Origin of the sequence: Paraburkholderia sabiae, assembly GCF_030412785.1 — a bacterium.
In the GTDB taxonomy this organism is placed as follows: domain Bacteria; phylum Pseudomonadota; class Gammaproteobacteria; order Burkholderiales; family Burkholderiaceae; genus Paraburkholderia; species Paraburkholderia sabiae.
In genome coordinates this window covers 4,937,299-4,959,911 of record NZ_CP125295.1, presented here as the reverse complement: position 1 = coordinate 4,959,911, position 22,613 = coordinate 4,937,299, and the positions used below count along the sequence as shown (strand labels likewise).

Annotated in this window: 22 protein-coding genes and 1 other RNA gene; 15 read left to right on the top strand and 8 right to left on the bottom strand. The window is 63.5% G+C overall.

What is annotated here, in order from left to right; all coding sequences use genetic code 11:
• Window positions 1-9: 9 nt before the first annotated feature.
• Both QEN71_RS22345 and QEN71_RS22340 read left to right on the top strand, forming a co-directional pair.
• On the top strand, window positions 10-426 hold the full coding sequence (locus tag QEN71_RS22345; RefSeq protein WP_201652129.1) for a MerR family transcriptional regulator: 417 nt from the start codon (window positions 10-12) through the stop codon (window positions 424-426).
• Window positions 423-833: a carboxymuconolactone decarboxylase family protein gene (locus tag QEN71_RS22340; RefSeq protein ID WP_201652131.1), complete on the top strand. Its 411-nt coding sequence runs from the start codon at window positions 423-425 to the stop codon at window positions 831-833. The genes QEN71_RS22345 and QEN71_RS22340 overlap by 4 nt, the downstream gene beginning before the upstream one ends.
• A 128-nt stretch (window positions 834-961) precedes the next feature.
• On the opposite strand, the gene QEN71_RS22335 is transcribed toward QEN71_RS22340, so the two are convergent.
• The 7 genes from QEN71_RS22335 to trxA form a co-directional block, all read right to left on the bottom strand.
• The gene (locus QEN71_RS22335; protein WP_201652444.1) at window positions 962-2,341 is read right to left on the bottom strand and encodes an MATE family efflux transporter; all 1,380 of its coding nucleotides are present in this window, start codon (window positions 2,339-2,341) and stop codon (window positions 962-964) included.
• 2 nt (window positions 2,342-2,343) lie between these two features.
• Window positions 2,344-4,101, bottom strand: a complete 1,758-nt coding sequence (locus tag QEN71_RS22330) for an ArnT family glycosyltransferase (protein ID WP_201652133.1) — start codon at window positions 4,099-4,101, stop codon at window positions 2,344-2,346.
• Window positions 4,102-4,376: 275 nt separating this feature from the next.
• Complete coding sequence (locus QEN71_RS22325) at window positions 4,377-4,640, bottom strand: type B 50S ribosomal protein L31 (RefSeq protein ID WP_028365113.1); 264 nt, start codon at window positions 4,638-4,640, stop codon at window positions 4,377-4,379.
• A 153-nt stretch (window positions 4,641-4,793) separates the two neighbouring features.
• Complete coding sequence (locus QEN71_RS22320; protein WP_201652135.1) at window positions 4,794-5,630, bottom strand: M90 family metallopeptidase; 837 nt, start codon at window positions 5,628-5,630, stop codon at window positions 4,794-4,796.
• 92 nt (window positions 5,631-5,722) lie between these two features.
• Complete coding sequence (locus QEN71_RS22315; RefSeq protein ID WP_201652137.1) at window positions 5,723-6,232, bottom strand: MerR family transcriptional regulator; 510 nt, start codon at window positions 6,230-6,232, stop codon at window positions 5,723-5,725.
• 159 nt (window positions 6,233-6,391) lie between these two features.
• A complete protein-coding gene (gene rho, locus QEN71_RS22310; protein WP_012400357.1) occupies window positions 6,392-7,654 on the bottom strand; it encodes a transcription termination factor Rho in 1,263 nt (420 codons plus the stop codon).
• 288 nt (window positions 7,655-7,942) lie between these two features.
• Window positions 7,943-8,269, bottom strand: coding sequence for a thioredoxin TrxA (gene trxA, locus QEN71_RS22305; RefSeq protein WP_007586494.1), 327 nt, complete (start codon window positions 8,267-8,269; stop codon window positions 7,943-7,945).
• A 433-nt stretch (window positions 8,270-8,702) separates the two neighbouring features.
• Here trxA and ffs point away from each other — a divergent pair.
• From ffs to QEN71_RS22265, 8 genes are all read left to right on the top strand, one after another.
• An RNA gene (gene ffs, locus QEN71_RS22300) (signal recognition particle sRNA small type) lies at window positions 8,703-8,801 on the top strand.
• 190 nt (window positions 8,802-8,991) lie between these two features.
• The gene (locus QEN71_RS22295; protein ID WP_201652139.1) at window positions 8,992-11,301 is read left to right on the top strand and encodes a DNA polymerase III subunit gamma/tau; all 2,310 of its coding nucleotides are present in this window, start codon (window positions 8,992-8,994) and stop codon (window positions 11,299-11,301) included.
• 72 nt (window positions 11,302-11,373) lie between these two features.
• Window positions 11,374-11,700, top strand: a complete 327-nt coding sequence (locus QEN71_RS22290) for a YbaB/EbfC family nucleoid-associated protein (protein WP_006048866.1) — start codon at window positions 11,374-11,376, stop codon at window positions 11,698-11,700.
• 132 nt (window positions 11,701-11,832) lie between these two features.
• The gene (recR, locus tag QEN71_RS22285) at window positions 11,833-12,429 is read left to right on the top strand and encodes a recombination mediator RecR (protein WP_201652142.1); all 597 of its coding nucleotides are present in this window, start codon (window positions 11,833-11,835) and stop codon (window positions 12,427-12,429) included.
• A gap of 54 nt (window positions 12,430-12,483) precedes the next feature.
• The gene (locus tag QEN71_RS22280; RefSeq protein WP_201652144.1) at window positions 12,484-13,716 is read left to right on the top strand and encodes a CaiB/BaiF CoA transferase family protein; all 1,233 of its coding nucleotides are present in this window, start codon (window positions 12,484-12,486) and stop codon (window positions 13,714-13,716) included.
• Window positions 13,717-13,794: 78 nt separating this feature from the next.
• Window positions 13,795-14,832: an ABC transporter substrate-binding protein gene (locus tag QEN71_RS22275; RefSeq protein WP_201652146.1), complete on the top strand. Its 1,038-nt coding sequence runs from the start codon at window positions 13,795-13,797 to the stop codon at window positions 14,830-14,832.
• 136 nt (window positions 14,833-14,968) lie between these two features.
• The gene (locus QEN71_RS22270; protein WP_201652148.1) at window positions 14,969-15,793 is read left to right on the top strand and encodes an ABC transporter ATP-binding protein; all 825 of its coding nucleotides are present in this window, start codon (window positions 14,969-14,971) and stop codon (window positions 15,791-15,793) included.
• 1 nt (window position 15,794) lies between these two features.
• Complete coding sequence (locus QEN71_RS22265) at window positions 15,795-16,619, top strand: ABC transporter permease (RefSeq protein ID WP_201652150.1); 825 nt, start codon at window positions 15,795-15,797, stop codon at window positions 16,617-16,619.
• Between the two features lie 81 nt (window positions 16,620-16,700).
• Here QEN71_RS22265 and QEN71_RS22260 read toward each other — a convergent pair whose 3' ends face one another.
• Complete coding sequence (locus tag QEN71_RS22260; protein ID WP_201652152.1) at window positions 16,701-17,675, bottom strand: NADPH:quinone oxidoreductase family protein; 975 nt, start codon at window positions 17,673-17,675, stop codon at window positions 16,701-16,703.
• A gap of 266 nt (window positions 17,676-17,941) precedes the next feature.
• On the opposite strand from QEN71_RS22260, the gene surE reads away from it, so the two are divergent.
• Genes surE through QEN71_RS22235 form a run of 5 tightly spaced genes read left to right on the top strand, consistent with a single transcriptional unit; the run spans window position 17,942 to window position 22,602 of the window.
• The gene (gene surE / locus QEN71_RS22255) at window positions 17,942-18,700 is read left to right on the top strand and encodes a 5'/3'-nucleotidase SurE (RefSeq protein WP_201652154.1); all 759 of its coding nucleotides are present in this window, start codon (window positions 17,942-17,944) and stop codon (window positions 18,698-18,700) included.
• Window positions 18,697-19,755 carry a protein-L-isoaspartate(D-aspartate) O-methyltransferase gene (locus tag QEN71_RS22250; RefSeq protein WP_201652156.1) on the top strand — a complete coding sequence of 353 codons (1,059 nt, stop codon included), beginning with the start codon at window positions 18,697-18,699 and terminating at the stop codon, window positions 19,753-19,755. Before surE ends, QEN71_RS22250 begins: the two co-directional genes overlap by 4 nt.
• Before the next feature lie 5 nt (window positions 19,756-19,760).
• Entirely contained in the window at window positions 19,761-20,708 is a 948-nt protein-coding gene (locus tag QEN71_RS22245) for a peptidoglycan DD-metalloendopeptidase family protein (RefSeq protein ID WP_201652158.1), read from the top strand.
• A 16-nt stretch (window positions 20,709-20,724) separates the two neighbouring features.
• Window positions 20,725-21,819, top strand: coding sequence for an RNA polymerase sigma factor RpoS (rpoS, locus tag QEN71_RS22240; protein ID WP_201652160.1), 1,095 nt, complete (start codon window positions 20,725-20,727; stop codon window positions 21,817-21,819).
• A 6-nt stretch (window positions 21,820-21,825) separates the two neighbouring features.
• The gene (locus QEN71_RS22235; protein ID WP_201652162.1) at window positions 21,826-22,602 is read left to right on the top strand and encodes a 3'-5' exonuclease; all 777 of its coding nucleotides are present in this window, start codon (window positions 21,826-21,828) and stop codon (window positions 22,600-22,602) included.
• The last annotated feature ends 11 nt before the right edge of the window (window positions 22,603-22,613 follow it).

The window sequence follows — 22,613 nt, the reverse complement described above, 5'->3', positions numbered from 1 at the left end:
AGTTCCGTCATGTCGAAACCTCTCACCATCGGTCAGGTCGCCGCGTCGAGCGGCGTCTCCACGCATACGCTGCGCTACTACGAGCAGGCCGGTTTGCTGCGGCCCGTGGGGCGCACGGACGCGGGGCATCGTCTGTATTCGCCCGCCGATCTCGACTGGCTGCAGTTCGTGATGCGCCTCAAGGCGACGGGTATGCCGATCGCGGGCATGCAGGCGTTCGCGGCGTTGCGCGCCGAAGGCGAGGCGACGTTCGGCGCGCGGCAGGCGATGCTGATCGAGCATCGCGATGCCGTGCTTGCGCGCATCGCCGAGTTGCAGACCAACCTTGCCGCGATCACCGACAAGATCGAGCATTACGAGGCGGCCGAGCGTGAGATCGCATCGACACGACATACCGACAACTCATTCGTAAAGGACTCGCCATGAATCACGCACACGACGATCGCTACGCACGCGGCTGGGCAAAGTTGAAGGAAATCGACGGCACGGCAGGGGAGAAGGTGGTCGCGTCGCTCGCATCGATTGCGCCGGACTTCGCGCGGCTCCTGATCGAATTTCCGTTCGGCGATGTGTACAACCGGCCGCAACTGGATCTGCGCGCACGCGAAATCGCGACAATCGCGGCGCTGGCCGCGCTCGGCAACGCGCAGCCGCAACTCAAGGTGCATATCGAGGCGGCGCTGAACGTCGGCTGCACGCGCGACGAGATCGTCGAGGTGTTCATGCAGATGGCCGTCTACGCGGGCTTTCCGGCGGCGCTGAATGCGCTGTTTGCCGCGCGTGAGGTGTTCGAACGGCGCGATGAGGAAAAGGCGATGGAGGCTGCTGCGTGATCTACGATCGCAACTAACGGTCTGTTTTTACGGCCACTTCCCAAGTGGCGGTTGTGGGCCGCTCCAAGCATCGAGTCTTTAGGGGGAGGTGGTCGGTTTGCGTGGCAAGTCGGCGAGCGGAAGCGGGTTCAGGCCGCGCTATCGGCCTGCTGCACGGCGCCCGTCCGCACCGACCGCGCGCTGATTCGCCGCAAATACAGCGCGAGGCCGATACCCGCGATCAGCAGACTCGCCGTATTCGCGAGCCAGAAACCGCGTGCGCCCGTGAACGATTCGGGCACCCAGCTGAAGACATCGAAGCCGAGTGCATAGCCGCCGCCGAGCCCGACGCCCCACAACGCGACGGCATAGATCACGGTCGGCACGACGGCCACGCGATACGCGCGCAGCACGAACGCCGACGTGATCTGCAGCGCATCGCAAAGGTGATAGAACACGACGATCAGCACGAGCGGCATCGCTGCCTGCGCGACGTTCGCGTTCGGCGTGTAGCCCGCAATGATGACGGGCCGCAGCACGAGCACGATCACGCCGTAGCAGCACGCGATCGCCACGGCCATCGCGATGCCGTGCCGTGCGAGCGTGCGCGCCGCTTCGTAGCGATGCGCGCCGAGCGCCTGCGCGACCAGCGTCGAGGTCGCAATCCCGATCGACAGCGGCGTCATGTACAGCACCGCGCCGATATTGCCCGCGATCTGATGACCGGCGAGCGTCGTCGTGCCGAAGCGCGCGATGAAGAGCGCCATGAAGGTGTACGACGTGACTTCGATCAGATACGACAGCCCCATCGGCACGCCGAGTTTCAGCTGCGCCGCCTGACGCCGCCACACGGGCCAGCAGAAGTGCCGGAAGATCGCGAACGGCCGGAACACGTCGAGCTTCGTCATCACGAGCATGCCGACGACGGCGAGTGTCCAGTTGATCAGAATGCTGGCGAGCGCAGCGCCCGGACCGCCGAGCGCCGGCACGCCGAGCGCGCCGAAAATCAGCAGCAGGTTGAGCGGAACTTTGAGCAGCAATGCGCCGATCTGCAGAATCATCACGAGCCGCGGCTGGCCGACGGCATTTGTCAGCGAGCTATAGACGCGAAACGCGAGACTCGCCGGCAAGCCGAACGCGAGTATCTGCAGATACGACACCGTGCGTTCGCGCAGAGCCTCGGGGGCGCGCGCGAACTGCAGCAGCGGGTGAGGGAAGTAGAGAATCAGAAAGCCGATCGTGGCGAGCGCCAGCGCGAGCCACAGCGCCTGGCGCACTTCCTCGCCGATCTCCTCGTAGCGCGCGGCGCCGTAGAGCTGACCGGCGATCGGTTGCAGCGCCGTCAGGATGCCCGTCAGGCCGATGTACACCGAGATATAGATCGAGGCGCCGAGGCCGAGCGCTGCAAGATCCGTGGCCGAGAAGCGGCCGACCATCGCCGTATCCATCACGCCGAACGCGATGATCGCGAGCTGGCCGATCAGCACGGGCCACGCGAGCCCGGCGATTTTCCGCACATCGGCGAACATGGTCAGCCGCTTTTCTTCGGCCGCCACGGACGGCGCTTGACGGGCGGCGTCGGACGATCGATGCGCACGTACAGGCGGAAGCGTTCGTCGCGGTCGGCGACGCGGCGCCCTTCCCAGACGAGCTTCCACACGAAGTTCGACATCGAACTCGGTTCACCGAAGTCCTGCGTGTCCTGACGCAGGATCACGTCGCAGTCTTCATCGAACGAAAAATGCATGTCGCCGAAATAGGCGAAGGTCGCGATCTGCGCGTCGCCGAGACGTGCGGGCGAGATGCAGTTGTAATCGGCGGGGAGGTGCGCGGCGATCTGTTGCGCGACGTCCTTGTAAGTCCGGCTGTAGTTGACGACGGGCAGCCACAGGGTCATCAGCAGCACCCACATCAGCGTCGTTCCCGCGCTCGACAGCACGACGCTGCGCCACAGTACCTTCGGATGCCGCGCGACGCGCCACTGCACCAGCGCGAACCAGCAAACAGTCACGGCGACCGCGCACACGAACGACAGGATCTTGAACTGCGGCGTGAAGCCGGGCGCGAGACGCGACAGATTGCGCGCGAGCTGATGCGGAAAGCCCGTCATGCCCGCGAGCCAGACCAGCCACACGAACGAGCCGAGCACGGTGAAGCTCAGCACCGCGAACCAGTCGATTGCGTTGATCGCGCCGCGCTTGAGCGTCGGCAGCGCGAAGGCGGCGATCACGGCGAGCGCGGGCGTCAGCAGCATGTAGAGGCGGTTCGTCCCCTGGCTTTGCAGCACGACGAGAATCAGCAGCGGCGCAATCACCGACAGCGGAATCGCGACGTGCGGCGCGCGGCGCAGGCCCGCCCAGCTGAACCACGCCCAGATCGCGAGCGGCCATGCGGGCCAGGTGAAGAGCGGCAGGTTCTTGACGGCGTACTTCAGCGTCGAACCATACGGGCCCTGGAACGTGTGCAGGCTGCCGCGCATCCATTGATGCAGGAACCAGACGGCATCGTCGGGGAACAGCGCGATGGCCGTGAGCGGCCACACGACCGACAGCGCCAGCGCAACGGGCAAACCCGCGAGCATCAAGGTGCGCCAGTGCGTGTCGTGCACGATAACCATCATCGCGAAGGTGCCGATCAGCAGCGCGCCGACCAGCACGGGACTGCTCGTGAGCGTCACGAGGCCGATCGCGCAGCCCCAGATCAGCGCGCCCTGGACGGGCTTGTCGATCATTCGCACGAGGCCGTAGACGAGCATCGCCACGCAGACGAACTGCGCAATCTGCGGCGTGGTTTCGTGGCCGCGCTCGGCGAGACCGAAGGTCGCGAGCAGGATCAGTAGCGCGCCGTCGCCGAGTGTGCGGCCGTAGTCGCGCGGTTCCGGTTCGCCGCCGAACGCATATTTGAATGGCTGCACTTCGGGCCGGCGGCCGAGCAGATACGCCGCGTACCAGACGAACGCACAGGCCGCGCAGAACAGCAGGCCCGTGAATACGCGCGATGCATTGCTCGCATCGACGAGCGGATCGAGCACGCGGATCGCGCTTGCGCCGAGCCAGTAGCCGAGCGGCGCGTCGGACGTCATGTATTTGCCGACCAGATTCGGCAGTAGCCAGTCGTGCAGCGAACCGTTGGCCATCGTCCACATGACGCCGAAGCCGGCTGCGTCCTCGTTCTTCCATGGGTCGCGTCCGAACAGGCCGAACGACGCGTACACGACGCAGATGGTAAGCAGCAGCCAGCGCGGCAGTGCACTGGTGGCGGAAGCAGTGAGGCGAACGACAGATCTCATGCGGTGTTCGTGTGGGGCTGCGCGGACGGCAGCCGTGAGTTATTGGCGCAGCGCGGGAGGCGTCGCAAATTCAGGCATGCGGCATTGTAGACGGGCGACGCGGTGCGCGTCACAAGGACGCCTGCGGACAGCCTTACGGACAGATACCCGGCAGGACGCGGGAAAGCGGGGCGCGCGGTCTTGTTCACAAACCTTGCACAGACAAAAAAGGGCAGCTCGCGCTGCCCTTTTTGCATCGTATCGGCCCGGACGCAAGTCGGGGCCAGCACGGGATATTACTTCACGGCCTTGCCCGAAGCGCGGGCGCCGAACTTCTTGTTGAACTTCTCGACGCGGCCTGCCGTGTCCATGATCTTTTGCTGGCCGGTGTAGAACGGATGCGATTCCGACGAGACTTCGATCTTCGCCAGCGGATATTCCTTGCCGTTGAATTCGGCCGTTTCACGCGTCTGGATGGTCGAGCGCGTCACGAACTTGAAGTCGTTCGACATGTCGATGAACAGGACTTCGCGGTAATTCGGGTGAATGCCTTCTTTCATGGTCTTTCCTTTAATCTGGCGGTAGCCAACCCGGGAGCCGGAGAATTCCGCAACCGCGAGCCACTTGCCTGAGGTCGAAAAACCGGGATTATGCCAGAAAATCAGACGGTTGACGAGGTTTGCGGAGGTTTTTTCGCACGCTGAGGCGCGTGGTTACGGCTTGACGCCATCGAGCGCTCCCGTGCGCGCCGGGTCCTGCCGGTAATAGCGCGCGAGCAGCCGGTACAACTCCGGGTATTCCGCTTCGAACTCGCGCGGCTTCACGAACAGCGCTTCGCTGCATACGGCAAAAAATTCCGAAGGATGATCCGTTGCGTACGGATCGATCAGCGAGTCGCGCTCGAAGCGCGCCCATCGGCGGTCGGGAACCGCATCCACTTTCGCGCAGAACTGGTCGTATGCGTGGTCGAACACGTCGGCCCACTGCGCGGCATCGAGCGGCGCGTGCAGCTTGCGAAAGAGCGGCGGGTGGCCGTCGGCTTCGCCCGTCACCATGTCGATCTTGTGCGCGAACTCGTGTATCACGACGTTGTACGCGTCGGCGCCGTCCGTCATCTGCGCGTCTTCCCACGAGAGAATCACGGGGCCGCCTTCCCACGCTTCGCCGCTCGCATCGTGCTCGACTTCATGCACGACGCCGTCTTCGTCCTCGACCGTCTTGCGGATCACGAACTCGCCCGGATAGACGATTACGCCGACCCAGCCGCGATACAGTTCAAGCCCGAGATTCAGCACAGGCAAACAGGCCTGAACGGCGATCGCGACGGTGATCCGGTCGGTGAGTTCGAGGTCGTGCGCCGTCGAGAATTCTTTCTGCGCGATGAAGAGGCTCGTCATGTCGCGCAGCCGCTGAAGATCGGCGGCTGCGAGCCAGGAAAGAAACGGCAAGCCTTCGAGCGTCGCTTGCCAGAGCGCGTCGTCGATCGCGTAGGTGCGCAGCGCGCGGTCGCGGCGGCGCGTGTCGAGCCATTGAGTGAGTTTCGAAAACATCGCGCGGTGGTTGGTCTTCGCTTGTGTGATCGAGGAGGCGTGCGGAACGGGACGATTCTAAACGCGCGAAGCGAGGAACGGCATTACGTCGCTCACGCCTTCGTGCTTTTCCCCGCGCCGCGTTTCGATGCGGCCGCTGCGGCGCGCCGTTTCTGGATCAAATCGTCGGCGCTTTCGCCCGCGAGACGCCGCTGCACGTAATCGAGATCGTCGCTCAGTTCGGCTTTCAGCTTTTGCGCTTCCTTCAGTTCGCGCTGCACGGATTCGATCCGCGCATCGAGCGATTCGACCTGCTGCGCGAGACCGTCGCGTATCTGCTGCAACGATTCCATCGAATAACCGCGTCGACCGCTTTCCGTGTTTTCGAGCGGACGCTTCAGCATTTCGGTGATCCCCGCGAGCGAAAATCCGAGCGCCCGCAGACGCAGGATGCGCGAGAAACGTTCGAGGTCGTCTTCGTCGTAAAGACGATAGCGGCCTTCGCTGCGGCTGGGCGTGACGAGGCCGCGCTCTTCGTAGTATTTGAGCGTGCGTGGCGTGACGTTCAGACGCTCGGCGGCGTCGCGCACGGTGAGCAGAGTGGGAGAGTCGGCGTTGGGCATGTCGGCTTCACTGATCGGCGTGAAGCATTATAGATAAACGTATCGGCTCGGCATTCGCCCACGAGCAGGCGCGAAGCGAAGCGCGCAAAAAAGAAGCGCACAAAAGAAAAACGCCCGCTTTCCAGCAGGCGTTTTCGCGGATGAAACGTAGTGGGGCGCTTAGCCGCCGCGACGCATCATGTCGAAGAATTCGGCGTTGTTCTTCGTCTGGCGGATCTTGTCGAGCAGGAATTCCATGGCTTCGACTTCGTCCATGTCGTGGATGAACTTGCGCAGCACCCAGATCTTTTGCAGGATCTCGGGCTTGATCAGCAGTTCTTCGCGACGCGTGCCGGACTTGTTCAGGTTGATCGACGGATAGACGCGCTTTTCCGCGAGACGGCGTTCGAGGTGCACTTCCATGTTGCCCGTGCCCTTGAACTCTTCGTAGATCACGTCGTCCATGCGGCTGCCCGTTTCGATCAGCGCCGTGCCGATGATGGTCAGCGAACCGCCTTCCTCGATATTGCGCGCCGCGCCGAAGAAGCGCTTCGGACGCTGCAGCGCGTTGGCATCGACACCGCCCGTCAGCACCTTGCCCGACGCCGGCACGACCGTGTTGTACGCACGTGCGAGACGCGTGATCGAGTCGAGCAGAATCACGACGTCGTTCTTCATTTCGACGAGGCGCTTCGCCTTTTCGATCACCATTTCGGCGACCTGCACGTGACGCGCGGCCGGTTCGTCGAACGTCGACGCGATCACTTCGCCCGCCACCGAACGCTGCATTTCCGTCACTTCTTCAGGACGCTCGTCGATCAGCAGCACGAACAGGATCACGTCCGGATGGTTCTGCTTGATGGCATGCGCGATGTGCTGAAGCATCACGGTCTTACCGGACTTCGGCGACGCGACGAGCAGGCCGCGCTGGCCTTTGCCGATGGGCGCGATCATGTCGATGATGCGGCCCGTGACGTTCTCTTCGCCACGCATTTCACGTTCGAGCAGCAACACCTTGTTCGGGTGCAGCGGCGTCAGGTTCTCGAACATGATCTTGTGCTTCGAGGCTTCCGGCGGCTGGCCGTTGACCTTGTCGACCTTCACCAGCGCGAAGTAGCGCTCGCCGTCCTTCGGCGTGCGGACTTCGCCTTCGATCGTGTCACCCGTATGCAGGTTGAAGCGGCGGATCTGCGACGGACTGATGTAGATGTCGTCCGTGCTCGCGAGATACGAGGTTTCCGGCGAGCGCAGGAAACCGAAGCCGTCCGGCAGCACTTCGAGCGTGCCGTCACCGAAGATGGTTTCGCCCGTTTTGGCGCGTTTTTTTAGAATGGCGAACATCAACTCCTGCTTGCGCAGGCGGTTGGCACTTTCGATCTCGAGGCCATTGGCCATCTCGATCAATTGGGACACGTGCAGAGTCTTAAGCTCGGATAAATGCATACGGAGAACCCGCAGAGAAGGTGCGACCTGAAATGAAATCTGGGAGGAGAAGTGAGCGGAACCGCTCAAGGACTTACTCGTCTTTTCGACGTTTTATGGATTCTAGCATAGCACACGCCAAAACCAGCCTGCGCGGCCGGTTCGTGTCGACGCATGATTCTTGTTGTCAATGTTGTCCGGCGACAACAAGAATCATGCGGCTCGCTCGATGCACGACTTCATGACACATCGAAGCACTTCGGCGAGCCGGGCAGCGCGCAAAGTTTGCGCGCTATCCGCGTATGCAGATCAGAGGTTGCCGTCGAGGAATGCGGTGAGCTGCGACTTCGACAATGCACCGACCTTCTGTGCCGCGACCGCGCCGTTCTTGAAGAGAATCAGCGTGGGGATGCCGCGCACGCCGAACTTGACGGGCGTGGATTGGTGTTCGTCGACATTGATCTTGGCGATCTGCAGGCGATCAGCGTAGTCCTTCGCAACTTCGTCGAGGATCGGCGCGATCATCTTGCACGGGCCGCACCATTCTGCCCAGAAGTCGAGCAGCACGGGTTTGTCGGATTTGACGACGTCCTGTTCAAACGACGCGTCGCTAATATGCTTGATGTGTTCGCTCATTTGTGTGAATACCTCTTTGGGTTCGAGGCCTGCTTTGAATGCCCGCCACGATACAACAAAATCAGAAAACCTTCCGTTCGCTTTGCCACAGGACAAACCATGAAAGCCGTCGCGGGAAGTATCGTGGGGACACCTTCGAGAGGGCGGGCTGGCTTGGCTTTGCGGATCACTTGAACGTCAGTTTAGCCTAAATTGCTATGCGTTGCCCGTCGTGATAGTACGCATTCCGACAGTAGGGTTTCGTGCCGCGCCTTGCCTGATCGGCCGGTTGTCTTCCGACATGCGGAGCGCGGCATCGCCCTCGTTACGCTACCTATCTGGAGTTCGTGAGCGCGAACACAAGAGGGCGGCGATGAAGGCTCATGCAGGATTTCTTCAGCTTTTCTCCGTGAGCCTCTCGCGTGGCGGATCGACCGATGTTAGAATGTGTCGTGACGGGCCTCCTCGCATGGAGGGGCGGTCAACCTGGTCAGGTCGGGAACGAAGCAGCCACAGCCGTTTTCCGCCAGTGCCGAGGGTCGGGCTCGTCACCTTCCTTTCTTCTTGTCTGTCTTTCTCTGTCTCATTCCCCGGTTTCATTCTTCATCAGCGTCGGTCGAAACGCGGCGTTCCTCTATCGCTTCCTTAGCGAAATACAATGAACCGTCAAAGCGTTGTCGCGCCTTGCGCGGGCACGCAATCGATTCGTCTTTTCGCGTCAGCGTTGCTGATACAATTTCCGGATGACCTATCAAGTTCTCGCACGCAAATGGCGGCCGAAGGATTTCGCTTCGCTCGTCGGACAGGAGCACGTGGTGCGCGCGCTCACGCACGCGCTCGACGGCGGCCGTCTGCACCACGCCTATCTGTTTACCGGCACGCGGGGCGTCGGCAAGACGACGCTGTCGCGGATCTTCGCGAAGGCGCTCAACTGTGAGACGGGCGTCACGTCCACGCCTTGCGGCGTGTGTCGCGCGTGTCGAGAGATCGATGAAGGGCGCTTCGTCGATTACGTCGAAATGGACGCGGCGAGCAATCGCGGCGTCGACGAAATGGCTGCGTTGCTGGAACGCGCGGTGTACGCGCCCGTCGATGCGCGCTTCAAGGTCTACATGATCGACGAAGTGCACATGCTGACGAACCACGCATTCAACGCAATGTTGAAGACGCTGGAAGAGCCGCCGCCGCACGTCAAGTTCATCCTCGCCACGACCGATCCGCAAAAGATTCCCGTCACGGTGCTCTCGCGCTGTCTTCAGTTCAACCTGAAGCAGATGCCGGCAGGGCATATCGTGTCGCATCTCGAACGCATTCTGGGCGAAGAGCACATTCCGCACGAAGCGCAGGCGTTGCGTCTGCTTGCGCGCGCCGCGGACGGTTCGATGCGCGATGCGCTGTCGCTGACCGATCAGGCTATTGCGTATTCGGCGAACCAGGTTACGGAAGAAGCCGTGCGCGGCATGCTCGGTGCGCTCGATCAAAGCTATCTGATCCGTTTGCTCGACGCGCTCGTCGCGGGCGACGGCACAGCCGTGTTGTCGGTTGCCGACGAGATGGCGTTGCGCAGCCTGTCGTTCTCGACGGCGCTGCAGGATCTCGCGAGCCTGTTGCACAAGATCGCGTGGGCGCAGTTCTCGCCGTCGTCGGTGCTGGAAGAATGGCCGGAAGCCGGCGATCTGCGCCGTTTCGCTGATGCGCTGAGTCCCGAGCAGGTGCAACTGTTCTATCAGATCGCGACGATCGGCCGAAGCGAACTGGGTCTCGCGCCCGACGAATACGCCGGCTTCACGATGACGCTGCTGCGCATGCTCGCATTCGAACCCGCACCGAATGGCGGCGGAGGCGGGGGCGTGACGCCGGCTGGACGTTCGACGGTGCCTGCCGCGGGCGCGAAGCGCTCGACGGGTGCGCCCGTCGCTGCTGCGCCGCAAGCTCGCGCGAGCGATGCAACTGCGCCGCGCGCGGTACCGACACCGAAGGCCGAACCGGTGCCTGTTCAGCCGCAAGTTGTCCGCGAGACGCCTGAGGTCGCGGATCCCGTCGCACTTGAAATCGAAGCCGCGCCTGTCGATGACGCCGTGACGCCGTTGTCCGCGAACGTCGAGGCGTCGTCGGAGCCCCAGGAAAAACCAGCGCCGCGAGACGAGATTCCTACGCAGCCCGCAGCCGCGCCGCGTCGCGCGGGCGGTGCGAGCGCCGCGCTCGACGTGCTGCGTAGCGCAGGCAATAAGGTTTCGACGGATCGCGGCCGTTCGGCTGCATCCACATCCGCGGCAGCCGCGACGCCCGCAGCGCCCGCCAAATCGGCCGCGCCGCGCGTCGCCGTGCGCGTGCCGACGCCCGATCCCGCGCGCCGCGCCGCAGCCGCCGCGCAACAGGAAAGCGCCGCACGCACGCCGACGCCTCGTGCCGCGCAGCCGCAGGGCGCATCGGCTGTTCCGCCGTGGGAAGACATTCCGCCCGACGACTACATGCCCGCATCGTCGGACGATGCGTTCTTTGCGCCGTCCGACGACAACTTCGTGCCCGTCTTCGACAGCGGTCCCGACGACATGCTCGTCGGCCGGAGCCAGGCGTCCGCGCCCGCAGCCGCACCCGCCGTCGACATCCGTACGCTGCCGCCCGCCGTGCCGCTCAACGAGATCGGCTTCGACGGCGACTGGCCGACGCTTGCCGTCACGTTGCCGCTGAAAGGCATCTCGTATCAGCTCGCCTTCAACAGCGAGCTGATGGCCGTCAACGGCAAGACGCTGAAGCTCAACGTGGCGGTCCAGCTTTACACGGAGCCCGCGCAAATCGCGAAGCTCAAGGCGGCGCTCGCCGAGCGCCTCGGCACCGAGATCGACGTACAGGTCGAGCTCGGCCCCGTCAAGCGCACGGCCGCCGTGCTCGATTCGATCGAGCGCGCCAAACGCCAGCAGGAAGCCGAACGCGAAATCGGTTCCGATCCGTTCGTGCAGTCGCTGATCCGCGAATTCGGCGCGAGCATCGTGCCGGGCTCGGTCCGTCCGCTGATGCCGGGCGCCGAAGGCGGCCAGAGCGCGGCCCACTGATTTCCGGGCGCGCCGCTCATTTCGCCGACGCGCACGCGCCCAACCGATCAACTATCACGAAGGAGCAAGTCCATGATGAAAGGCCAACTCGCCGGGCTGATGAAGCAGGCCCAGCAGATGCAAGAGAACATGAAGAAGATGCAGGAGCAACTCGCGCAGATCGAAGTCGAGGGGCAGTCGGGCGCGGGCCTCGTCAAGGTGACGATGACCTGCAAGAACGACGTGCGCCGCGTGTCGATCGATCCGAGCCTGCTCGCCGACGACAAGGACATGCTCGAAGACCTCGTCGCTGCTGCGTTCAACGACGCCGTGCGCAAGGCGGAAGCCACCGCGCAGGAAAAAATGGGCGGCATGACGTCCGGCCTGCCGTTGCCGCCGGGCTTCAAACTGCCGTTCTAATCGCGCAGCATGTGTCGCGCGCGGGCATGACGTCATGTCCGCGCGTCGGTCATTCATGACCGAACGGCGCGGCCCGACGCGCCGCGACACCACGCGATTCAACCTCTCTCCGATCGACGCCGCCGTACCAGCATGAAACAACCTTCCGCCTTGTCGGCGCTCGTCGAAGCGCTGCGCGCGCTGCCCGGCGTCGGTCCGAAGTCCGCGCAGCGCATGGCGTATCACCTGATGCAGCATGACCGCGACGGCGCCGAAAAGCTCGGTCGCTCGCTGCTGTTCGCGACCGAGCATCTTCAGCACTGTGAGAAGTGCAACACCTTCACGGAAGCGCAAATCTGCGAGGTCTGCAGCGACACCGAGCGCGATCCGACCTTGCTGTGCGTCGTCGAAACGCCCGCCGACCAGATCATGCTCGAACAGACGATGACCTGGCGCGGCCTGTATTTCGTGCTGATGGGGCGCCTCAGCCCGCTCGACGGCATCGGTCCGAAGGAAATCCATTTCGACCGCCTCGTGAAGCGCGCGACAGACGGCGTCGTCAAGGAAGTCGTGCTCGCGACCAACTTCACCAACGAAGGCGAAGCCACCGCGCATTATCTCGGCCAGACGCTCAAGGCGCGCGGCCTGTCCGTCACGCGGCTGGCGCGCGGCGTGCCTGTCGGCGGCGAACTCGAATATGTCGACGCGGGCACGATCGCGCGCGCGATGCTCGACAGACGCACGATGTAGCGCATCTGCACGCAGCGAACGCGGTCTGTCCGACACAACAAGATCAGGAGACACATGAGCGCATCGACTTCCACCACGCAGAACGGCAAACCCGCAGGCCCGCTTGCGGGCGTCAAGGTGCTCGAACTCGGCACGCTGATCGCGGGCCCGTTCGCCGCGCGCTTTCTCGGCGAGTTCGGTGCCGATGTCATCAAGATCGAAGATCCGAAGGGCGGCGATCCGCTGCGCAAGTGGCGCAAGCTCTATCCCGAGGTGGGCGGCACGTCGTTGTGGTGGGCCGTGCAGGCGCGCAACAAGAAGTCGGTGACGATCAATCTCAAGGCCGACGAAGGCAAGGAAATCGTCCGCAAGCTCGCGAAGGAAGCGGATATCGTCGTCGAGAATTTCCGGCCAGGGCTGCTCGAAAAGCTCGGGCTCGGCTACGACGTGCTGTCGGCGGAAAACCCAGGCCTCGTGATGGTGCGGCTTTCGGGCTATGGCCAGACGGGGCCGTATCGCGACCGGCCGGGCTTCGGCGCGATCGCGGAATCGATGGGCGGGCTGCGTCACATCACCGGCTATCCGGATCTGCCGCCGCCGCGTATCGGCATTTCGATCGGCGATTCGATCGCGGCGCTGCATGGCGTGATCGGCGCGCTGATGGCGCTGCATCACAAGCAGGCGAACGGCGGCAAAGGGCAGGTCGTCGACGTCGCGCTGTACGAAGCCGTCTTCAACATGATGGAAAGCGTGGTGCCCGAATACGGCGTGTACGGCATGGTGCGCGAGCGCACGGGCGCGTCGCTGCCGGGCATCGTGCCGTCCAATACGTATCCGTGCCGCGACGGCAGCATTGTGATCGGCGGCAACAGCGATCCCATTTTCAGGCGGCTGATGATCGCAATCGATCGCGACGATCTCGCCAACGATCCCGCGCTCGCGCATAACGACGGCCGCGTGCCGCGCACGCAGGAAATCGACGGCGCGATCGCCGCGTGGCTCGCCGACCGCACGATCGACGAAGCGCTCGACGTGCTCAACGCCGCCGACGTGCCCGTCGGCCGCATCTACAGCGTCGCCGACATGTTCACCGATCCGCAATACGTCGCGCGTCAGATGATCCAGACGTTCAAGTGGCAGGACGGCCGCGACATCACGCTGCCGAACGTCACGCCGAAGCTCTCGGAGACGCCCGGCGAGACGCGCTGGCTGGGGCCGGAACTGGGTGAACATACGGATGAAGTTCTGCAAACGCTGGGTTATGATGCGGACCACATCGCAAGGTTGCACGCGCAACAGATCGTGTAACGGACGGGCACACTAGCGCAGACGGCGCGTAGACGGGCGCACCAGCCCGCAACAGAACAAAAAACCGGAGACAGGACCATGCAACGAAGAAGCTTCCTCGCAGGCTCGGCGGCACTCGCAGGCGCATCGCTCGTCGGCTCGCCGCTCGTGTTCGCACAAAGCAAGCTGGAGACGTCGAAAGTCGCGATCGCCGTCGGCGGCAAAAACCTTTTCTACTATCTGCCGCTCACCATCGCCGAGCGCCGCAATTTCTTCAAGGACGAAGGGCTCGAAGTCGAAATCTCCGACTTCGCGGGCGGCTCGCAGGCGTTGAAGGCGGCTGTCGGCGGCAGCGCGGACGTCGTGTCCGGCGCGTTCGAACACACGCTTCTTTTGCAGGCGAAGAACCAGTACTTCCGCGAATTCGTGCTGCAAGGGCGCGCGCCGCAGATCGTGCTGGCCGTGTCGAAGAAGACGATGCCGAACTACAAGTCGATCGCTGATCTGAAGGGCAAGAAGATCGGCGTGACGGCCCCCGGTTCGTCGACGTCGATCATGGCGAGCTTCGTGCTCGCGAAAGCCGGGCTGACCGCGAAGGATGTCGCGTTCATCGGCGTCGGCGCGGGTGCGGGCGCGATTGCCGCGCTGCAGTCGGGCCAGATCGACGCGCTCGCCAATCTCGACCCGGTGATGACGAAGCTCGAGCGTTCGGGCGAAATTCGCGTCGTGTCGGATACGCGCACGCTCAACGACACGCACACGGTGTTCGGCGGCAACATGCCGGCCGGCTGCCTGTACGCGTCGCAATCGTTCATCACCAAGAATCCGAACACGACGCAGGCGTTGACCAACGCGATGGTGCGCGCGCTCAAGTGGCTGCAGACGGCGACGGGCACCGAGCTGATCAACACCGTGCCGGAGTCGTATCTGCTCGGCGATCGCGCGCTGTATCTGGATTCGTGGCAGCACGTGAAAGAGGCGATGTCGCCCGACGGCCTGATGCCCGCCGACGGGCCCGCGACTTCACTCAAAACGCTGCAGGCTTTCGACGAAACGATGAAGGGCAAGACGATCGATCTGTCGAAGGCGTGGACGAACGACTTCGTGAAGAAGGCGCTCGCGACGGTCAAGGCGTAACGCGCCTGCGCGACTGAAATCGCGAACCGTGCCGGGTGCCATTCGCCCGGCTTTGCGTTCGATGGCATGCGCACGCGCGTGCCACGAACGCCTCCACACAGAACCACCGAAGCATCGAAACAAAGCGAGCCGAACGATGACCGTTGCCGCCCTGGCGCTCGAAAACATCACCTGCACGTTTGCGTCGCGCGAGAAGCGCGGGCAACGCTACACCGCCGTCAAGGACACGACGCTGCGCATCGCGCCGGGCGAGTTCGTGTCCGTCGTCGGCCCGACGGGCTGCGGCAAGTCGACCTTGCTGAACGTCGGCGCGGGACTGCTCGAACCGTCGTCGGGCGAGGTGACGGTGTTCGGCGAAAAGCTGAAGGGCATCAACCGCCGCGCGGGCTACATGTTCCAGGCCGATGCGCTGATGCCGTGGCGCTCGGCGCTCGACAACGTGCTGGCCGGCCTGTCGTTCCACAACGTGCCGCGCGCGGAAGCGCTTGCGCGCGCCGATGAGTGGCTCAAGCGCGTCGGCCTCGGCGGCTTCGGGGACCGTTATCCGCATCAATTGTCGGGCGGCATGCGAAAGCGGGTCGCGATGGCGCAGACGCTGATTCTCGATCCCGACATCATCCTGATGGACGAGCCGTTTTCCGCGCTCGACATCCAGACGCGCCAGCTGATGGAAAACGAGCTGCTCGATCTGTGGGCGGCGAAGCGCAAGGCCGTGCTGTTCATCACGCACGATCTGGACGAGGCGATCGCGATGTCGGATCGCGTCGTCGTGTTGTCGGCGGGGCCGGGCACGCACCCCATCGGCGAGTTCAAGATCGATCTGCCGCGTCCGCGCGACGTCGCCGAAGTGCGCACGCATCCGCGTTTCGTCGAACTGCATGCGCAAATCTGGAGCGTGCTGCGCGATGAAGTCTTGAAGGGATATCAACAGCAACTGTCGGTCGCGCCGGAGGGCAACTGAGATGTGGAAAGCATTGCGCCCCAACCGCGCGAACCTCGCGATCTGGCAATGGCTGCTGCTCGTGCTGTGCTTCGTGCTCTGGTACGTGCTGACGAGCCCGACGCTGCTCCCCGCGTTCTACTTCGACGATCCGAACAAGGCCGCGTTCTTCTTCGGTGAACCTCAGAAAGTGCTGGTGCGAATCTGGGAATGGTTCGCGTCCGGTGAGATTTATCTGCATCTGTGGATCACTCTGATCGAGACGGTGCTCGCATTCGCGCTCGGCACGGTGCTGGGGCTGGGCGTCGGTTTGTGGCTCGCGCTGTCGCCGCTCGCGAGCGCGCTGTTCGATCCGTACATCAAGGCCGCGAACTCGATGCCGCGCGTGATTCTCGCGCCGATTTTCGGCGTGTGGTTCGGGCTCGGCATCTGGTCGAAGGTCGCACTCGGCGTGACGCTGGTGTTCTTTATCGTGTTCTTCAACGTCTATCAGGGCGTGAAGGAAGTGAGCCCCGTCGTGCTCGCAAACGCGCGCATGCTCGGCGCGAACCGCAAGCAGCTGCTGCGCGCCGTCTATCTGCCGAGCGCGATGAGCTGGGTGTTTTCGAGCCTGCATACGTCCGTCGGCCTGGCGTTCGTCGGCTCGGTGGTCGGCGAGTATCTGGGCTCGGCGCGCGGCGTCGGCTATCTGATTCTGCAGGCCGAAGGCACGTTCGACATCAACACCGTGTTCGCCGGCATTCTCGTCTTGACGGCTTTTGCGCTGATACTCGATGCGATCGTCGGCGCACTTGAGAAGCGTCTGATGAAGTGGCAGCCGAAGAGCGGTGAGACGGAAAAACTCTGATCGCGTTTCACGGCGGATAAGAAAACGGCGCGTGGCCTTGCAAGGGCCACGCGCCGTTTTCACATTCTGGGCTTACGAAGCTCAGGGCGTGATCACGATCTTGCCGAGCACGCGACGTTGCGCCATGTCGTTGAGTGCGCGCGGCGTGTCTTCGAGCGGATAGCGCGCCGACACCAGCGGCTTGAGCTTGCATTCACGAATCCAGCCGAGCATTTCCTGAAAGGCGGCCGCATTGCGTTGCGGTTCGCGTCGCGCGAAATCGCCCCAGAACACGCCGACGATGCTCGCGCCTTTCAGCAGCGCGAGATTGAGCGGCAGCTTCGGAATCTCGCCGTTCGCGAAGCCGACGACGAGATAACGCCCGCGCCAGCCGATGCTGCGAAACGCGGGTTCCGCGAAGCTGCCGCCGACGGGGTCGTAAATCACGTCGGGGCCGTTGCCGTCCGTGAGCGCCTTGATGCGCTCGCGCAGGTCTTCCGTCGCGTAGTTGATGGTTGCGTCCGCACCGTGCGCGACGCAGATCGCGAGTTTCTCGTCGCTCGATGCCGCGGCGATCACCCGCGCGCCGAGCGCCTTGCCGATTTCGACGGCAGCGAGGCCGACGCCGCCTGCCGCGCCGAGCACGAGCATCGTTTCGCCTGCTTTCAACGCCGCGCGATCGACCACCGCGTGATGCGACGTGCCGTATGCAAGCGTGAAGACGGCGGCCGTTTCGAGATCGGCGTCGTCGGGCAGCGGCACGCACGCGGCCGCGTCGGCGACGGCCTGCTCGGCGAAACCGCCTTGCTGCGTGTAGGCGATCACGCGCATGCCGGGCCGGAACTGCGTGACGCCATCGCCGACGGCGCGCACGATGCCCGCCACTTCCGCGCCGGGCGTGAAGGGCAGGGGCGGCTTGAACTGATACTTGTTCTGGATGATCAGCACGTCGGGGAAATTGACGCTCGCCGCTTTCACGTCGATCGCGATCTGGCCGGCTTGCGGCACGAGATCGGGCAACTCTTCGATGCTCAGCGTTTCAGGCGGGCCGTACTGGTTGCAGCGGATTGCGCGCATCGTGTCTCCCATCGATAAGTGTGCGTGGCAAGCGTCGCGGGTTCATGCATGCTTCATAAGCGTGCTCCCGGCTTGTGTCCGTGGTTGCGTCGGGCTTGCGTCGGTCTTTGCAACGCGCATGCCGCAGCGAACCAGTGTAAAGCAAGCGCGAACGACCGTGCGCTTTCGACTTGCTGCATAACACGTCGCACGATGCTTGAAAGCATAGGCATGCACGGGCTCTGTGTGTCGTTCGCGTGCCTTGTTTCCTCGGTTACAATCGCCGGATGCGAATCCTACTCAGCAACGACGACGGTTATCTGGCGCCAGGCCTTGCTGCGCTTTACGAAGCGCTGAAGCCACTCGCCGATGTCACCGTGATGGCTCCCGAACAGAATTGCAGCGGCGCGTCGAATTCGCTGACGCTGTCGCGGCCGCTCTCCGTGCTGCGCTCGGCGAATGGCTTCTACTACGTGAACGGCACGCCGACCGACTCCGTCCACATCGCGTTGACGGGCATGCTCGACCATACGCCCGACCTCGTCGTGTCGGGTATCAACAACGGTCAGAACATGGGCGAGGACACGCTGTACTCGGGCACCGTCGCGGCAGCCACGGAAGGCATCATGTTCGGTGTGCCCGCCATCGCCTTTTCGCTTGTCGACAAGGACTGGGTGCATCTCGAAGACGCGACGCGCGTCGCGGCGGAAATCGTCGCTCATTATCTCGAGCGTCCGTTGCCCGGCCATCCGTTGCTGAACGTCAACATTCCGAACCTGCCTTACGAGCAGCTGCGCGAATGGCGCATCACGCGTCTCGGCAAGCGGCATCCGTCGCAGCCGGTGATCCGCCAGACCAACCCGCGCGGCGAGCCGATCTACTGGATCGGGCCGTCGGGCAGTGCGCGCGATGCCAGCGAAGGCACCGACTTCCATGCAGTGGCGAACGGCTTCGTGTCGATCACGCCGCTGCAACTCGATCTCACCGATACGGCGATGCTGCCCACGGCGTGCGACTGGGTGCGCGCCGGGAGCGGGACTTCATGACCGGCGAGCGCGCAAAGCGCTTTCCGCTTGGACTCGAAGACCTGGTGCGTGAGCCGCGCCGGGCCGACGCGCGCGCCGGCGATGCGCGCGGTGCGAAAACGGGCAGGCCGGCAGCACCCAAACTGGCCGCGCCGAAGCCGGCCGCGCCTAACGCGAACACACAGGCGGGCCGCGCCCTCAATTCGAACGCGAAAGTGACCGGCTCGTCCGCGCGGACGCCTGCCGTCGTCAAATCCGTTGCCAACAGCGCGGTGGCAAAAAGCGCCGTTACAAAAACCGCGTCCGGAATCGTCAATACGAAAAGTGCCACCACGATCCGCAACGACGGCGCGCGCAACCAGTTGCCGCGTCCCGTGACGGCGACGTTCGAACGCACGGGTGCGCCGAACGTCGCGTTGACGAGCGCGCACACGCTGACCTCCGAACGCGTGCGAGAGCGGATGGTCGAACGGCTGCGGACGAACGGCGTCACGGATCCGCGCGTGCTCGACGCAATGGCGATGGTGCCGCGCCACATGTTCGTGGATCCCGGTCTCGCGACCCAGGCGTACGAAGACGCGGCGCTGCCCATCGGCCATCACCAGACGATCTCGAAGCCTTCCGTGGTCGCGCGGATGATCGAGCTGGCGGCGCAGGGCCGCACGCTCAACAACGTGCTCGAAATCGGCACGGGCTGCGGCTATCAGGCCGCGGTGCTGAGCCAGGTCGCGCGCGACGTGTATTCGATTGAACGCATCAAACCGCTTTACGAACGCGCAAAGACGAACCTGCGCCCGCTGCGCATCCCGAACATCCGTCTGCATTACGGCGACGGACGCATCGGTTTGCCCGCGGCTGCGCCGTTCGATGCCATCGTGATCGCTGCCGCCGGACTCGATGTGCCGCAGGCGCTGCTCGAACAGCTCGCCATTGGCGCGCGGCTCGTGGCGCCCGTCGGATCGCAGGACGGACAGTCGCAGGTGCTCACGCTCGTCGAGCGCACGGGGCCCGCGCAATGGCGCGAATCGCGGCTTGATCGCGTTTTCTTTGTCCCCTTAAAATCCGGAGTGATTTGAACCCGATGAGTATGTTTCGCGCGATGCAAAGAACCAGCCTGAATGTCCCGTTGTCCGTCGCTCAGCGCAGCGTTTGCGTGGCCATGCTGTCCGTCCTGGCTGCATGTGCGACGCGGCTCGATCAGGCGCCAGTGGTCGATCGCTCCGGTAACCTCGGCACCGTGACGCAGACGGGCGCAGCGCCCGGCGCGCAGGCGCCCGTGCCGCTCGGCCCGCCGCCTCCGGGCTACTACCGAGTGAAGCCGGGCGATACGTTGTATAGGATCGCGCTCGAAAACGGTCAAAACTATCGCGACATCGCCGCGTGGAACAACCTGACGAACCCGAACCAGATCGAAGTCGACCAGTTGCTGCGCGTGGCGCCGCCGGGCGCGAACGGCGCGCCGCTGGTTCCGGGTGTCGCGACGGCGCCGATCGGCGGTGGTGCAGTGCAGAGCGCGCCGATCAATGGCGCTCCGGGTACACCCGCCTCGCCGTCGGCAGGCGCTGCCAACCAGCCGCCCCTGTACGGTGCGGCGCCGGGCGCGTCAGGTGCGCCGGCTGTGACGCCGCCGCCCGCTGCCAGCGATACGACGGCAGCGAACGGCAACGTGACGTTTGCATGGCCGGTGCGCGGTCCGCTGCTCAACGGCTTTGACGATTCGAAGAACAAAGGCGTGAACATCGGCGGTTCGGCGGGCGAAGCGGTAAAGGCTTCCGCTGATGGTCGCGTGGTTTATGCAGGAAATGGGCTGCGCGGTTACGGCAATCTCATTATCATCAAACATGACGCAACGTATCTCACAGCGTATGCACACAATCGCGCTTTGATGGTAAAAGAAGGTGACGCGGTGACCAAAGGGCAGAAGATCGCCGAAATGGGCAATAGTGATTCGGACCGCGTGATGTTGCATTTCGAAGTTCGCCGGCAGGGTAAGCCTGTCGACCCAATGAAGTATTTGCCGCCGCAATAAGCCAAGCGATACGACCATGCCGAAATCGAAGCGCCGCCCATCGCAAGCAGAGACTGAGTCCCTCAGCCGTGCCACGCCTGTTTCGGTGGACGACGCCGGCGCTTCTGACGCCGACGACGACAATGTCGACGATCTCGACAACGGCAACGACGCCGACGAACGGGCGTCGGGTAGCGAAGAAGAATCGGATTCGCGCGAAGGCGCAAACGATTCCGCGCCTGACGCCGACGATTTCCGCGCGCTGCTGCAGGCCGAACTCACGGCCGACACGATCCAGCATTACCTGAACCGGATCAGCGTGAAGCCGCTGCTTACCGTCGAGGAAGAGCAGCGTTATTCGCGTCTCGCCAAGGCGGGCGAATTCGAAGCGCGTCAGGTGATGATCGAGCGCAATCTGCGGCTCGTGGTCAGCATCGCGAAGGGCTATCTGAATCGCGGCGTGCCGCTGCTCGATCTGATCGAAGAGGGCAACCTCGGCCTGATGCACGCCATCGAAAAGTTCGATCCGACGCGCGGCTTTCGCTTCTCGACCTACGCGACGTGGTGGATCCGCCAGAGCATCGAGCGCGCGATCATGAACCAGGCGCGCACGGTGCGTCTGCCTGTGCACGTGATCCGCGAGTTGAATCAGGTGCTGCGTGCGAAGCGTCACCTCGAAAAGAACTCGATGAATTCGGGCGAAGCCGCCGAGCGCCGCGATGCGAGTATCGACGATATCGCGTATCTGACGGGCAAAACGACCGATGAAGTCACCGATATCCTCGCGCTGAACGAACACACGGCGTCGCTCGACGCGCCGCTCGATCTCGACCCGGCGAGCAGCCTGCTCGATCTGTTGTCGGACGACCAGAGCCAGTCGCCCGATGCCGAGGTGCAGCATCGCGAACTCGAGACGCTGACGCGTGCGTGGCTTGCGCGGCTGTCGGACAAGCATCGGCATGTGATCGAGCGCCGCTTCGGGCTGAATCACATCGAACCGGCCACGCTCGAAGAACTCGCCGACGAAATGGGCCTCACGCGCGAGCGTGTGCGCCAGATCCAGCAAGAGGCGCTGGTGCGTCTGAAGCGCTTCTTTGCTTCCAATGGCGTACGCAAGGACGCCGTTCTCTAGAAACTGATGACACCCATTCTGGTTTTCGACATCGAGACGATTCCCGATGTCGCCGGCATTCGCCGGCTTGAAAGTCTTCCCGCCACGATGTCCGATGAAGAAGTCGCCGAGCACGCGTTTGCGGCGCGGCGCGAGAAGACGGGCAGCGATTTTCTGCCGCATCACTTGCAGCGCATCGCGGCGATTTCCTGCGTGTTCCGCGACGACAATGGCTTTCGCGTGCGTTCGCTCGGTTCGCCCGCGGACGGCGAGGCGGCGCTCGTGCAGTCGTTTTACCGGACCATCGAGAAGTACACGCCGCAGTTGGTGTCGTGGAATGGCGGCGGCTTCGATCTGCCTGTGCTGCATTACCGGGCGCTGATTAATGGCATTCGCGCGAACCGGTATTGGGATCTTGGCGAAGACGATCGCGATTTCAAGTGGAACAATTACATTAGCCGGTATCACTCACGGCATACGGATCTGATGGATGTGCTCGCGATGTATCAGGCGAGGGCGAATGCGCCGCTCGATGCGCTGGCCAAGCTGTGCGGGTTTCCCGGCAAGCTCGGGATGGATGGCGGGCAGGTATGGCATGCGTTTCAGGCGGGGCGGATCGATGAGATTCGTAATTACTGTGAGACGGATGTCGTCAATACGTATCTGCTGTATTGCAGGTTTCAGTTGATGCGTGGGGGGTTCTCGCCTGAAGAGTATGCCGATGAGATAGCACTCGTTAAGAACTCTCTGGCGCAAGAGCCGGCGCCTCATTGGGGGGAGTATCTCTCTGCGTTCGATAATTGATTTTTTTTTGT